Here is a 14140-nt window from a genome sequence, read left to right as displayed (position 1 = left end):
GGGACCGCGCCGCCTCGCTCCCTGTCGCAGACCCGCGCCGGGTGGTGAACAGTAGGAGAGAGGAAACGGCTCCGGCAGGTGGGGCCGTCCGGAAGAAGGGCGGCCGCAGTGTCCGACGACGCCGGGGGCGCCCGAGGTCGGCCACCGCGCTACGTGTCGCTCCCGCCCGTGGGTTTCCGCTGGCTGGTGCTGGCCGGGGCCGTGGTGACCGCGGCGACCGTCGCGTTCGATCTCGCGACCGGGCCGAAGTCCACCTTCTCCCCCGTGCTGACGGCGGTCCCGGTACTGGCCGGGGTGGGCACCCGGCGGGCACTGGTACCACTGCTGGCCGGGGTGCTCACCACGGTGGTGGTGCTGCTCCTGGTCTTCACCAATCCCTTCGTGTCCCCGGTCGTTCATGCCACCGCCGCCGGTGCGGTGCTCGCCGTCGCGCTGATAAGCAGCGCGAACGTCGCACTGGTCGCCGCACGCGAACGGGAACTGCGTCAGGTCCGCACCGTCTCGGAGACCGCCCAGCGGGCACTGCTGCGGCCGGTCCCGTCGCGGGTGGGCTCGCTGCGGATCGCCGTGCGGTATCTGGCGGCGGCCGCCGAGGCCAGGATCGGCGGCGACCTCTACGAGGTGGTCCGCACCCCGAGGGGGATCCGGGTGCTGCTGGGCGACGTCCGGGGCAAGGGGCTGATCGCGGTGGAGACGGCCGCCGACGTCCTCGGGGTGTTCCGCGAGGCGGCCAGGGCCGAGGACGACCTGGCCGAGGTCGCGACCCGGCTGGACTCGGCGCTGCGCCGCGACCTGAGCGCCGAGGACTTCGTCACGGCGGTACTGCTCGACGTCCCCCAGGGGGCGGGCCCGGTCCAGGTGGTCAACTGCGGCCACCCGCCGCCGCTGCTGCGGACCGCCACCGGGGTGAGCGAGGTCCGGCCGCCCGTCGACGCTCCACCGCTGGCTCTGCTGAAGCTGACCGGCGGACGGTACCAGGCCGGAAAGGTGCGGTTCGGCGAAGGCGATCTGCTGCTGCTCCACACCGACGGCATCTCCGAGGCCCGCGACCCCGGCGGCCGGTTCTATCCCGTCGCCGAGCGGCTGTCCCAGCTGCCCGAGCAGGACCCCGGCGCCCTGCTGGACCACCTCGTCGCCGATGTGCACGCCCACGTCGGCGCCGGCCTCGACGACGACGCCGCCCTGCTGGCGATCCGCCGCTCGGACTGAGCGTACGGACCGGTCGCCTCCGCGAACCGCCCTGTTCCGCCCTGTTCCGCCCTGTTCCGCGAGGAAGCGTGTGTGGCGCGGCCTGGCGCGAACCGCCTGCGCCGCTGAGTCGTGCGGGGTCCTGCGATGCCGCCGGACGGCGACCGGCGGGTCAGGGTTGCTCGGTCAGGCTCGCGTGGACCGCGAGTACGGCCAGGTAGCGGCGGTGGACGTCGGCGCGGTCGGCCGCTTCGGTGACCGTCTCGGCGTTCAGCCGGTCGATCATCTCGGCCTGTTCCAGCAGCACCCGGCGCTGCTCCGGGGTGGTGGTCTCCGCCATGATCTGCGCGAGTGCGTCGAGCTGCCGGATCAGTACCGCCGGCATGCCGCGGCCCGCCTGGCGGATCTTCTCGAAGGCGCGCTGGACCAGTCGCTCGTAGCTCACCGGCACCGCCATCACCCGGATGTGGCCCGCCTCGTCCCGGTGGACCGGGTTGGGCTGCCAGCCGGCCGCGATCCGGCACAGTCCCTCGCCCAGCCAGTCGATGCAGGTCAGCGCGGTGAAGGTGTCGTTCACCGCGGTCGACAGCGCCCGGATGGCGATCTCGACCAGTTGGTCGACCGCGAAGGCGATGTCCTGGGCGAGCGTACGGGAGGGGCCGGTGATGTGGGCCCGGGCGAAGCTGCGGGCCACCTCGGGCGCCGCCGCGGCGGGCCAGACCGTGGCCAGCTGGTGTCCCTGGACCAGGAAGTGCCCGGGGCGGTGGTCCAGCCGGATGACGGCGTCGAGTTCGGTTGCGATGCGCACCAGCGTGCGGTGACGGATGAACTGCAGATAGCCGCTGGCCGGGGCCGGCACCGCCGCTCCCGACTCGTTCAGCCGGACGTGCAGCTCGGCTGCCGACGGGCCGCGCTCGACCTCACCCTCCCACTCGGGCTCCCCCGCGCCCGCCTCGATCGCCTCGGACAGTTCGACCGCGATGCTGGCGATCACGCGGGGCAGCTGGATGGAGGTGGCGATGTGGTGGATGAAGTAGATCAGCACCGCCAGGTCGACCAGCACCAGCACCATGCACACGGTGATCGACAGGTGCGGGACGAAGTCCCCGTACGAGGAGGGGCCGATGGAGACCAGCGCGAGGATCGCGTAGACGAACGTCCCGACGAAGGTGCCCAGGGTGAGCTGAGTGGTGCGGTCGCGGATGAAGGTCCGCAGCATCCGCGGTCCGAACTGGGTGGAGGCCAGCGTGAGCGTCACGATCATGATCGAGAACACCACGCCGACCACGGTGATCAGGGCCGCCGCGATGGCGGCGAGGATCTGCCGGGCCGCGTCGGCCGTTCCGCTGATCACCCAGGGCGGCAGGGCCAGCGCGCCCCGGTACGCCGCCCGGTCCAGCATCCAGGTGACGACGAAGAGGCCGCCGGCGAGGACGACCTCCAGTGTCGGGACGACCCACAGATTGGTCCGCAGCGCCTCTCGGCGCCACTGCGACTCCAGGTGGACCCAGCGGATCACATCGCCCACCACCAGTCCCCGACCAGGCCCGGTTGAACTCCTCCACCCTAGTCTCAGGGCCCGGTCGGCGCCGTTCGCGCCGGCGCCGACCGGCGGGCCGCGGAATCAGCCGACGTGGACGCGGGGGCGGCGGTTGCGGTCGGGTTCGGCCTCGCGGAGCACCTCGCGGGTGACGGGTGCGACCTCGCCCTGGCCGAACAGGAAGAACCGCAGGAACTGGGCGAAGGGGTTGCCCTCGGTCCACTCGAAGTACATGTGCGGCTGCTGGCCGGTCAGGTCCCGGACGTGCAGCAGCAGCGCCGCCAGGGCGTTGGGGACGCTGGAGCTCTCCAGCGCCAGCACCCGGTAGCGGTCGTGCATGACCTCTCCGCGTACCGTCAGCTCGGCCTCGAAGTCCGACGGGTCCCGGACGGTGACCTCCACGAAGACCAGGTCGTCCTCCGCCGGGAGGTCGTTGTCGGCACGGATCTGGCGGAGCTTGTCGCGGTACTCCGCCATGTCGCGGCTGTTGGGCTCGTTCGCGATGAGCCGGATCGTCCGGTGGGCGCAGTCCCGCAGGAACCGCTCGGCCGTGTCGTCGAAGTTGACGCTGGTGACCCGGAGTTCGAAGGCGCGGGCCAGCCGGGAGAGCAGCGAGACCAGTATGATCCCGGCGATGAAGCAGGCACCGATCTTCACACCGTCGGGGCGCTCGGCGACGTTGATCGCCGTCGTGTAGACGAAGACCAGCGAGATGGCCGCGAAGGCCACGGTCCAGCCGCGCTGGCCGGCCCGGCGGGCGGCGATGGTCACCGCGATGGCGGCCGAGCTGATCAGCACCAGGACACCGGTGGCGTAGGCGCCGCCCTGGGCGTCCACGTCGGCGTCGAAGAGCCAGGTCACCAGGAAGGCCACGGCGGTGAGGACCATCACCATCGGCCGCACCGCGCGGGCCCAGTGCGGGGCCATGCCGTAGCGCGGGAGGTAGCGCGGCATCAGGTTGAGCAGGCCGGCCATGGCCGATGCGCCGGCGAACCAGAGGATGGCGATGGTGGAGAGGTCGTAGATGCTGCCGAACGCCCCGCCGAGGTACTGGTGCGCCAGGTAGGCCAGGGCGCGCCCGTTGGCCTTCCCTCCGGTCTGGAACTCGTCGGCCGGGATGAGCAGGGTGGTGATGAAGCTGGTGGTGATCAGGAACGCGCTCATGATCACTGCCGCCGCGGTCAGCAGCTTGCGGGTACCGCGGATCCGCCCGGTGGGCCGCTCCTCGGTGTCGTCGGGGTCACCCTCGATGTGCGGCATGACCGCCACACCGGTCTCGAAGCCGGACAGACCGAGGGCCAGCTTCGGGAAGACCACCAGGGCCACCCCGATCATGACCACCGGATTGCCGTGCTGGGCGGTGAGTGCGCTGGACCAGTCCGTGATCACGTGCGGCGCGGCGATGACGTGGTACAGGCCCACCACCACGACGACGACGTTCAGCGCCAGGTAGACCGCGACCAGGGCCACCGCCAGCCCGATCGCCTCGGTGAAGCCCTTGAGGAACACCGCGCCGAGCAGGGCGACCAGCAGCAGGGTGATGACCACCTGGTGGCCGTGCAGGGTGCCGGTCAGGTGCGGGTTCTCCACCAGGTGGGCGGTGGCGTCGGCCGCCGAGAGCGTGATGGTGATCAGGAAGTCGGTCGCGGCGAAGCCGAGCAGCGTCAGGACGAACAGCTTGCCCTTCCAGAACGACAGCAGCCGCTCCAGCATGGCGATGGAGCCTTCGCCGTGCGGGCTCTCCTGCGCCACCCGGCGGTACACCGGCAGCGCACCGAAGAGGGTCACCAGCACCAGGACGATCGTCGCGACCGGGGACAGCAGGCCGGCCGCCAGCGCGGCGATGCCCGGCTGGTAGCCGAGGGTCGAGAAGTAGTCCAGGCCGGTCAGGCACATGACCTTCCACCACCGCTGCCCCTTGTGGGCTTCGGGGGCCTGGGCGTCCGGCCCCGGATGATGCTTGGCCATGTCGGACAGGCCCTCCAGCATCCACGCGCGAAAGCGCTGCCGCGCCGTCGGTGTGGAGCCAGGACCGACCGGTGCTGGGGTAACCACCGTGTACTCCCGTGCCTGTAAAAGATCTTGCCGCCGGACCGACGGTCAGGTCAGAGTATGCGACCATCACTCGGATCCCCGATAGTCGAATGTCCATCCAGCGGTGTCACCGGGCCTGGTTCGCGGCCCGGAACGACGGAGTCCGTACTCGAACGGTCAGCGGCCGCCCGGAACTTGACGGATGCGCAGCCGGAATCTCACGACTTGATCACAGTCGCCGGCGACCCGGGCCGTCCGCCACCGGGCGCCGCGAGCCGGGCATCCCCCCGCCCGGCTTCGGCGGCCCCCTCCACCTGGGTATCCACCTGGGTCCCGACCGGCCGGATCAGCGCTCGAGGGAGCGGAGCAGTGCGTCCAGCAGGCCGGGGAAGCGGGCGTCGAGGTCGTCGCAGCGCAGCCGGACGAAGCGGTTGCGCCCGGCACTCCTGGTGGAGGTGATGCCCGCCTCGCGCAGTACCCGCATGTGGTGGGAGACGGTCGACTTGTGGAGCTGCTCGAGGCCGAGCCCTCGGGGGTCGCAGGTGTGCTCCGCGCCGTCGGCGTAGATGGCGAGCAGCCGCAGCCGCACCGGGTCGCCGAGGGCGTGCAGCACCTTGACGAGTTCGATGTCCGCGGTGTCCGGCTGCGGCAACAGCTCATCCGCCATGGCGACCCTCCTTCGGCGCGATTGTTTGACAATCATCCACCAATTCATATTGTTTGACGAGTATCAAACGATCGGCCGCGCGCCACTCCGGGAGGGAACCCGTGCGCCTTCGCCTGCTCCTGCTCGCCCTCGGCACCTTCGCCATGGGCACCGATTCGATGGTGATGGCCGGGATACTCGGCCGCGTCTCCGAGGACCTGGGGGTCTCCGTCGCGGCGGCGGGCCAGCTGGTCACCGTCTTCGCGCTGGCCTACGCCCTGCTGGCCCCTGTGCTCGCCACGCTCACCGCCCGCTGGCCGCGCCGCCGGCTGCTGCTCACCGCACTGACCGTGTTCACCGTGGCCAACGCACTCAGTGCGCTCGCCCCGACGTACGGCCTCCTGCTGGCCACCCGGGCGCTGGCCGCCGCCGGAGCCGCGCTCTACACCCCGACCGCCAACGCCGTCGCCACCGCAGTCGTCCCGCCCGAGCGGCGCGGACGGGCGCTGGCCACGGTGCTGGGCGGGATGACCGTCGCCACCGCACTCGGCGTGCCACTGGGCACCTGGGTCGGGCGGACCGACTGGCGGCTGACCATGTGGCTCGTCACCGCCCTGGGCGCCGCTGCCTTCGCCGGCATCGCGCTGATGCTGCGCGACCTGCCCGCTCCATCCGCCACGGCACCCGGTCTTCGGGCCCGCCTCGCCCCGCTCGGCGACCGCCGCGTGCTCGGCGCGGCCGCCACCACCCTGGTCTTCTTCCTCGCCTTCCAGTCCGTCTACATCTATCTCGCCACCGCCGTGCGCCCGGCCACCGGTGGCGACCCGGGCCGGCTCAGCCTGATCCTGTTCGCGACGGGCGTCGCCTCGGTCGCCGGCAGCTGGCTCGGCGGCAGGCTGGTGGACCGGCTCGGCGCCCGCCGGGTGCTGCTGGTCGGCAGCGCGGTCGCCGCGCTCGCCTTCGCGGCACTACCCTGGGCCGCCGCGACCATGCCGGGTGCGCTGGCCTACGCGGTCGTGACGCCGATCGCCGGCTGGTCGGTCTCCGTCGCCCTCCCCCACCGGCTCGCCTCCATCGACCCGGCCAACGCTCCTCTGCTCATCTCCCTCAACAGCAGCGCCCTCTACCTCGGCACCGCCGCGGGCGGCGCCGCGGGCAGCGCGTTCATCGCCCTCCTCGGCGAGCGCTGGTTCCCGCTCGGGGCCGTGGTCCTGGCCCTCGGCGCCACGGTGACCACCACCCGGGTCCTCCCGCCACCGCCCACCCGGGCCGCGCCCCTCGCGCCGAGCGAACCCCGCAGGGCAACCACCGGCGCCTGAGCACTGCTCCGCGATGGGCCGCCCCGGCACCGGGGCGGCCCATCGCGCGAGCGCCCGGCCGCCGTGCAGCGCAGCGCGGAACGACGCGACGATCACTGTCAAGGGCCGTTCAGCCCTACTCGCCCAGGGCCCAACAGGCCGTGAATTTCAGATAGTTGACGAAGCGTTAGGCTTTCCCGCCATGAAGATCAACACCAGGACCGACGAGTACGACCGACTGCTTGCCCGGCACCATGCGATGCGGTTGCGCCGGCAGATTCTCAGCCCGGAGGGGGCGTCCGCCGCGCGGCCTGCCATCGGGCCGGGCGGGACGGTGTACGACGGTTACGGCGACCAGCAGCTGATCATGAGCCGGCTGGACCTGGTGACGCCGTTCGACGTCCTCATCGAGCAGCTCTATGCGTTCATGTTCCAGCGCAGGCCGTATCTGCGCCCGCTCTTCCCTGAGTCGATGGAGTTCCAGCAGGACCACCTGGCGCGGATGTTCAGGTATCTGATCGAGAACCTGCACCGCCTCGACCATGTGCTCGCGGTGCTCCGCCAGCTCGGTGGCGACCACCGCAAGCTCGGGGTGTGGCCGGCGCACTACCTCGCGTTCGAGGAGGCGTTGGCGGTGGCGCTGCGCAGCCGGGCTGGGGCCGGATGGTCGGTGGAGCTGGAGCAGGCGTGGCTGCGGATGCTGCGGTTCGCGGTGAAGGCGATGGTCGACGGGGCGGAGTCGGCCATCACCGAACCGCCGTACTGGCACGGCCAGGTGGTCGGGCACGAGCGCCGCGGGCCGGATGTCGCGGTGCTCCGGATCAGGACGGGCCAGCCGTACCCGTACCGGGCCGGGCAGTACGCGACCATCGAGTCGCCGCTGCTGCCGCACACCTGGCGGCAGTACTCGATGGCCTGCGCCCCTCGGCCGGACGGTGTGCTGGAGTTCCACGTCCGCCGGACGGCCGCGGGCGGGGTGAGTGAGGCGCTGGTGGAACGGACCCGGGCCGGGGACGCGGTCCGGCTCGGGCCGCCGCGCGGTGTGATGACGGCGGTGGACGACCCCCGGGACGTGCTGCTGGTGGCCGGCGGCACGGGCCTGGCCCCGCTGAAGGCGATCCTCGGGGAGTTGGCCGAGCGGCGGGCGCGGGGGCAGCGGGCGCACCTGTTCGTCGGCGCCCGGAGCCAGGCGGACCTGTACGACCGGGAGGCGCTGGCGAGACTGTCCGGGCGGTTCCCCTGGCTGGAGGTGACTCCGGTGACCGGGGGCGGGGCGGGGTCCGAACCGGGCCCGGGTCCGCTGCCGGACGCGCTGGGCGAACGACGCGACTGGTCCGAGCACATCGCCTACGTCAGCGGCCCGCCGGGCATGGTCGGCGCGGTGCGGGCCACGCTGCTCGCCTCGGGGGTGCCGGCCGACCGGATCCACCACGATCCGCTCGTCGCCGCCGCACGGGACTGAGCAGGGTTCAGTGCTGCCACGAGACCATCCGCATCAGGCAGCGGCGGGCGAGCCAGTACAGGTGACGTGTGGCCATGGTGTCGTCAGTCCCCTCGGTCCGGATGGCGGTACCACTCTGCGTTCCCCGGATCGACGACGGCAGGCGTCGAAGGTCCCTGCGGGGCGGGCCGGGTGTCGCCGTCGGCGGCGTCCGGCCGGGGGCGAACGGCTCGGCGGTTGAGGGACGTTCGGCCCTCGGCTCGCTGTTCCCGGTCGGACAGCCTGGTCTGCAACCGAGGAGGTTGATCGCCGATGACCAGTCTGCCGAGCGGGCCCACCGCCGACATCCGGGTCGAACTCCGCACCGGGCCGCCGAGGTGGAGGCCGGGCCCACCCGGCGGATGTCCGGCGCGGCCGGGCGGCTCGGCCCCGCCGCGCACCCGGTCCGGGTGAGAGCCGGCCGAATCCCCGAGTCCCGAGGACGGCGGTGAGGCCGGCCGGCCCCGGTCGCGAGGACGGCGGCGGACCGGCGTCGAGTAGGGCCTTCCGGCCCTGTCGACGGCTCCCGGCTCCGGAGACAATGCAGTGGCCCCCAACAGGGCGGGCACACGCAGGGAACGGAGTTGGGTCATGCCGGAAGGCACGGAGCGCGCTGGTGCCGAGGGGACCGTACGGGTCTTCCTGCTCGACGACCACGAAGTGGTGCGCCGAGGCGTACAGGACCTCCTGGACGCCGAGCCCGGACTCACCGTCATCGGGGAGGCCGCCACGGCGGAGCAGGCGCTCGCCCGGGTGCCCGCGCTGCGGCCGGACGTCGCGGTGCTCGACGTCCGACTGCCCGACAGCGACGGGGTCAGCGTGTGCCGGGAGCTGCGCTCGACCATGCCCCAGCTGGCCTGCCTGATGCTCACCTCCTTCGACGACGAGGAGGCCCTGCTGGACGCGATCATGGCGGGGGCCGCCGGCTATGTGCTCAAGCAGATCAGCGGCACGGATCTGGTCTCCGCCGTCCGGACGGTGGCCTCCGGTCAGTCCCTGCTCGACTCCGGCGCGGCCACCCGCCTGATGGCCCGGCTGCGCGGCGAGTCCGAGGCGCCCCGCCGACCGGTGCTGCCCGCACTGACCGACCGGGAGCAGGAGATCCTGGAGCTGGTGGGCGAAGGGCTGACCAACCGTCAGATCGGTGAACGGCTGTACCTCGCCGAGAAGACCGTCAAGAACCACATCTCCCGGCTGCTCGCCAAGCTCGGTGTGGAGCGACGGGTCCAGGCCGCCGTGATCGCCACCCAGGGCAGCCAGTCCCCGTCCTCCGTCGGACGCGGCACCCCTGACCGTCCTTCCCGTCCCGCACCGGACGGGGGCCTGGCACGCCGCTGACCCCGCGGAGCCGCGCCGGTTCCGCAGGCGAGGCGCCAAGCGCCCGTGCGGTGGCAGACCGCCCCGGCCTGCGCGCCCTTCGCCCCCCGAGGACCGAACCACATGAAACCCGAACTCCCCTGGCTCGCCGAGCAACGGTGCCTCACCCTGCTGGAAAGCGCGTCGGTGGGCCGCGTCGTCTACACGGTCGGCGCGCTGCCGGCCGTGCTGCCCGCCCGGTTCCGGCTGGACGAGCACGGGGTGGTCCTGCGGGCGGACGGCGGGGAGGCCCTGGTGCGGGCCGTGGACGGCTCGCTGGTCGCGTTCGAGGCGGACCACGTCGACACTGTGGACGGCAGCGGATGGTCCGTCACCGTCCTCGGCCCGGCTCGGGTGATCACGCTGCCGGGCAGCGCGGCGGCGGACCGTACGGCGCACTCCGGACAGGTCGAGATCCGCATCCGGCCGGAGCTGGTCACAGGCCGCACCCTGAGCGCTAGTCGTCACTGATCCGCTCCCGGCGCTGCGGTGCGGCGGCGGACGACCGCGTCGTGTTGTGGAGGCTCACCGCCGCGGGCCGGACCGTCCGCCGCCTGATGCCCTGTCCATTCGCTCTCCGCGCCCCGACCGCCCGCCCGTAGTAGCCTGGTTCTCGGAGCGGCTCCCGTCCGAGGGTGAAGCAGGCCAGAGCTCAGGCAGGATGGTCAGCCGGGTCGTCACCGGGCCCGATGGTGGCGAGGTCCGGTCCGCGGTGGCGGGTAGGCGGTCATGGCCTCGTCACCGGGCCCGGCAGCGCTGAGGCCCGCAGTTCAGAGCCGGGTGAGCGGCGCCGACCACTGGAGGCTGGTACCGCCACCGGCGGGAGCGGCGAGGGTGAAGGTGCCGCCGAGCTGCTGAGCGCGTTCCTGGAGGTTGCGCAGGCCGCTGCGGTGCCCCTGCTGTGCCGGGAGGCCGATGCCGTCGTCGGTGACGCGGAGCACCACCTCGCCGCCGGTCGCGTGCAGGGTGACCTCCACCCGGGTGGCCCGCGCGTGCCGGGCGGAGTTGCTCAGCGCCTCGGCCAGTACCGCCATCACCTGGTCGGCGACCGCCGGCGGCACGTCGGTGTCCAGCAGCCCCTCCATGCTCAGCCGGGGTGCGAACCCCAGGGTGGTCCTGGCCTCGGCGACGGCCCGGGCCGCGCGGGCCCGCAGGCCCCGCTCCTCGCCGTCCCGCGCCCGCAGGCCGAAGATGGTCGAGCGGATGATCTTGATGGTCTCGTCCAGGTCCTGGACCGCCCGCACCACCCGCTCCGAGGCGGCCGGCTGCTCGATCAGCCGGGCCGCGCTCTGCAGCGTCATTCCGGTCGCGAACAGCCGTTGGATGGCCAGGTCGTGCAGGTCGCGGCCGATCCGGTCGCGGTCCTCGAAGAGCGCCAACTGCTCGGCGTCCCGGCGGCGTTCGGCCAGTTCCAGGGCGAGCGCGGCCTGGTCCGCGAAGCCCGGCAGGGCCCCGATCTCCTCACTGCCGAACGGCAGTCGACCGGCCGTGCGGGCCAGCAGCAGCACACCCTGGACCCGCCCGGCCGCCGTGCTCAGCGGCACCGCCACCGCCGGTCCGAGGCCGGTGAAACGGCTCAGCCCGTCGGAGCGGCGCGGCCCGGCCGCGTACCGTTCGTCGCCGGCCAGGTCCGCGGTGGTCACCGGCGAACCCGCCGCGAACGCCGCACCGGAGAGCGTCCCGTCCATCGGCACCGTCAGCCCGAGCCGTCCGGCGCTGTCCCCGCCGACGGCCAGTTCGACCCGCAGCCGGTCCCCCGCCACGGGCACCGAGAGATCCGCCAGCTCGGCACCGGTGATCTCGCGGGCCCGCTCCGCGATCAGCGCCAGCACCTCCTGGCGGGGCGCCCCGGAGAGCAGGCTGCGGGTGATCTCCCCGCTGGCCCGCAGCCAGCGCTGCTGGCGCCGGGCCTCCTCGTACAGCCGGGCGTTGTCGATCGCCACACCCGCCGCCACGGCGAGGGCGGAGATCAGAGCCTCGTCGTCGGCGTCGAACTCCTGCCCGTTGCGCTTGTCGGTGAGGTACAGGTTGCCGAAGACCTCCTCGCGGACCCGCACCGGGACCCCGAGGAAGGTGCGCATCCCGGGGTGGTGGGCCGGGCAGCCGTACGAGGCCGGGTGCTCGGACAGGTCGGCCAGGCGCAGCGGTTCAGGGTGACGGATCAATTGGCCGAGCAGGCCTTTGCCGCTCGGGTACGGGCCGATGGCGGCGATCTCCCCGTCCGACAGACCGACCGTCAGGAACTGCGACAGGGTGTGCCCGTCGGGTCCGATCACGCCGAGCGCGGCGTAGCGGGCGTCGGAGAGCGCGCTGGCCGCCTCGACGATCCGGCGCAGCACCTGGGTGAGGTCCAGCTCCCGTCCGACCGAGAGGACCGCCTCCAGCAGGCCGTGCACCCGGTCGCGGGTGCCGCGCACGTCGTCGATCCTGGCCTGCAACTCCTCCAGCAGTTCGTCCAGCCGAAGCTGCGGAAGCCGCGAGGGCATCCCCTTCCCGCCCACGTCGTCCTCCTGGTTCCGCTTCGGCCGGCGCAGCCGTACGTGCCCGTCCAACGCTATCGGTCCGGTGCCCGGGTCGGTCCGCCGGGGGACGGTTCACGTGCGCGGATGCCCACCTCGCCCGGTCCACGGCCGGGGCGGACGAACGGCACGTGAGCCGTGGACCGGTCGGCGGGGGCCGCCGGGACCATCGGCCCTGTGGCCGCCGAGGGCCCCGAACCGAGGATGAATCGCCGCCCGAGAGCCATTTGGGTGCGGCTGAGCCATGTTCGGTGGATGTGAAGGAGGGCGGCCGGTGGCTGCCATCGAGGAGAAGGAAGAGCCGGCCGCGGCCGCTGTCCTCGGAAGGAGGTCCGGTTCGGCGCTGGTGCGAATGCTCACCACCACCGATCACAAGACGATCGGAACCATGTACCTGGTCACCGCGTTCGGCTTCTTCCTGGTCGGCGGTGCGATGGCGCTGGTGATGCGCGCGGAGCTGGCCCGCCCGGGGACGCAGATCCTGTCGAACGAGCAGTTCAACCAGGCGTTCACGATGCACGGTTCGATCATGCTGCTGCTGTTCGCCATGCCGCTGTTCACCGGTTTCGCCAACTGGATCATGCCGCTGCAGATCGGCGCCCCCGATGTGGCCTTCCCCCGGCTGAACATGCTGTCCTACTGGCTGTTCCTGTTCGGGTCGCTGATCGCGGCAGGTGGTTTCCTCACCCCGCAGGGCGCCGCCGACTTCGGCTGGTTCGCCTACGCGCCGCTGTCGGACGCGGTCCATTCGCCGAGTGTCGGCGCGGACATGTGGATCATGGGTGTGGCGCTGTCCGGGTTCGGCAGCATCTTCGGTGCCGTCAACTTCATCACCACGATCATCTGCATGCGGGCACCGGGTCTGACGATGTTCCGGATGTCCATCTTCTGCTGGAACGTGCTGCTGACCTCGCTGCTGGTGCTGCTGGTCTTCCCGGTGCTGGCCGCCGCGCTGTTCGCGCTGGAGGCGGACCGCAAGTTCGGGGCGCACGTCTTCGACTCCGCCAACGGCGGGGCGATGCTCTGGCAGCACCTGTTCTGGTTCTTCGGCCATCCCGAGGTGTACATCCTGGCCCTGCCGTTCTTCGGCATCGTCTCGGAGATCGTTCCGGTGTTCAGCCGCAAGCCGATGTTCGGCTACTCAGGCCTGATCGCGGCCACCATCGCCATCGCGGGCCTGTCGCTGTCGGTCTGGGCGCACCACATGTACGTCACCGGACAGGTGCTGCTGCCGTTCTTCTCCTTCATGACCTTCCTGATCGCGGTCCCGACCGGAGTGAAGTTCTTCAACTGGGTCGGCACCATGTGGAAGGGCTCGCTCAGTTTCGAGACCCCGATGCTCTGGACGGTCGGCTTCCTGGTCACCTTCCTGTTCGGCGGGCTGACCGGCGTGCTGCTCGCGGCGCCGCCGATCGACTTCCACGTCTCCGACTCGTACTTCGTGGTGGCCCACTTCCACTACACCCTGTTCGGCACCGTGGTGTACGCGATGATGGCCGGATTCCACTTCTGGTGGCCCAAGATGACCGGCAGGATGCTCGACGAGCGCCTCGGGAAGATCACCTTCTGGACGCTCACCATCGGGTTCCACGCCACCTTCCTGGTCCAGCACTGGCTGGGTGCCGAGGGCATGCCGCGCCGCTACGCCGACTACCTGGCCTCGGACGGCTTCACCACGCTGAACACCGTCTCCACCATCGGCTCGTTCCTGCTCGGTCTGTCGATCCTGCCGTTCCTCTACAACGTCTGGAAGACCGCCAAGTACGGCGAGAAGGTCACCGTCGACGACCCGTGGGGCTGGGGCCGCTCGCTGGAGTGGGCCACCTCCTGCCCGCCGCCCCGGCACAACTTCACCTCCCTGCCCCGGATCCGCTCCGAGTCCCCCGCCTTCGATCTGCACCACCCGGACATCGCCGCGCTGGACTACCTGCAGAACCACGGCGAAGCGGCCAAGCACCTGGCCGGCGTGGCACCCGCCCGGTCCGGTGAGCCGTCCAAGACCGACTGACGGTCAATCAGATTCCGTCCCCGCCCCGCCCCTCTCCCACCGGGGCGGGGACGGCCCCCGATCCCGTACCG

10 protein-coding genes are annotated in these 14140 nt (G+C 72.0%); 6 read left to right on the top strand and 4 right to left on the bottom strand.

From position 1 onward, the window contains the following. The first annotated feature begins 108 nt into the window (after positions 1-108). Complete coding sequence (locus tag ABD369_RS20550) at positions 109-1209, top strand: PP2C family protein-serine/threonine phosphatase (RefSeq protein WP_344637927.1); 1101 nt, start codon at positions 109-111, stop codon at positions 1207-1209. 151 nt (positions 1210-1360) lie between these two features. Here ABD369_RS20550 and ABD369_RS20545 read toward each other — a convergent pair whose 3' ends face one another. The 3 genes from ABD369_RS20545 to ABD369_RS20535 form a co-directional block, all read right to left on the bottom strand. Next, positions 1361-2716, bottom strand: coding sequence for a DUF2254 domain-containing protein (locus tag ABD369_RS20545; protein WP_344637926.1), 1356 nt, complete (start codon positions 2714-2716; stop codon positions 1361-1363). A gap of 96 nt (positions 2717-2812) precedes the next feature. Beyond that, entirely contained in the window at positions 2813-4696 is a 1884-nt protein-coding gene (locus ABD369_RS20540; protein WP_344637925.1) for an APC family permease, read from the bottom strand. A 412-nt stretch (positions 4697-5108) separates the two neighbouring features. Further along, on the bottom strand, positions 5109-5429 hold the full coding sequence (locus ABD369_RS20535) for an ArsR/SmtB family transcription factor (RefSeq protein WP_344637924.1): 321 nt from the start codon (positions 5427-5429) through the stop codon (positions 5109-5111). Positions 5430-5530: 101 nt separating this feature from the next. Between ABD369_RS20535 and ABD369_RS20530 the strand changes: the two genes are divergently transcribed. The 4 genes from ABD369_RS20530 to ABD369_RS20515 all read left to right on the top strand — a co-directional run bounded on the left by ABD369_RS20530 (position 5531) and on the right by ABD369_RS20515 (position 10013). After that, on the top strand, positions 5531-6727 hold the full coding sequence (locus ABD369_RS20530) for an MFS transporter (RefSeq protein ID WP_344637923.1): 1197 nt from the start codon (positions 5531-5533) through the stop codon (positions 6725-6727). A 181-nt stretch (positions 6728-6908) separates the two neighbouring features. Continuing rightward, entirely contained in the window at positions 6909-8168 is a 1260-nt protein-coding gene (locus tag ABD369_RS20525) for a globin domain-containing protein (RefSeq protein ID WP_344637922.1), read from the top strand. Positions 8169-8777: 609 nt separating this feature from the next. After that, positions 8778-9524 (top strand): response regulator, encoded by a 747-nt coding sequence (locus ABD369_RS20520; protein WP_344637921.1) that lies wholly within the window; start codon positions 8778-8780, stop codon positions 9522-9524. A 102-nt stretch (positions 9525-9626) separates the two neighbouring features. Next, complete coding sequence (locus ABD369_RS20515; protein WP_344637920.1) at positions 9627-10013, top strand: pyridoxamine 5'-phosphate oxidase family protein; 387 nt, start codon at positions 9627-9629, stop codon at positions 10011-10013. A gap of 299 nt (positions 10014-10312) precedes the next feature. Here ABD369_RS20515 and ABD369_RS20510 read toward each other — a convergent pair whose 3' ends face one another. Continuing rightward, positions 10313-12028: a GAF domain-containing sensor histidine kinase gene (locus tag ABD369_RS20510; protein WP_344637998.1), complete on the bottom strand. Its 1716-nt coding sequence runs from the start codon at positions 12026-12028 to the stop codon at positions 10313-10315. A 277-nt stretch (positions 12029-12305) separates the two neighbouring features. Here ABD369_RS20510 and ctaD point away from each other — a divergent pair, with 277 nt between their 5' ends. Then, a complete protein-coding gene (gene ctaD, locus ABD369_RS20505; RefSeq protein WP_449806460.1) occupies positions 12306-14069 on the top strand; it encodes an aa3-type cytochrome oxidase subunit I in 1764 nt (587 codons plus the stop codon). Positions 14070-14140 lie beyond the last annotated feature (71 nt).

Origin of the sequence: Kitasatospora cystarginea (assembly GCF_039533515.1) — a bacterium.
Lineage (GTDB): Bacteria > Actinomycetota > Actinomycetes > Streptomycetales > Streptomycetaceae > Kitasatospora > Kitasatospora cystarginea.
This window is presented reverse-complemented; position numbering and strand designations above follow the sequence as displayed.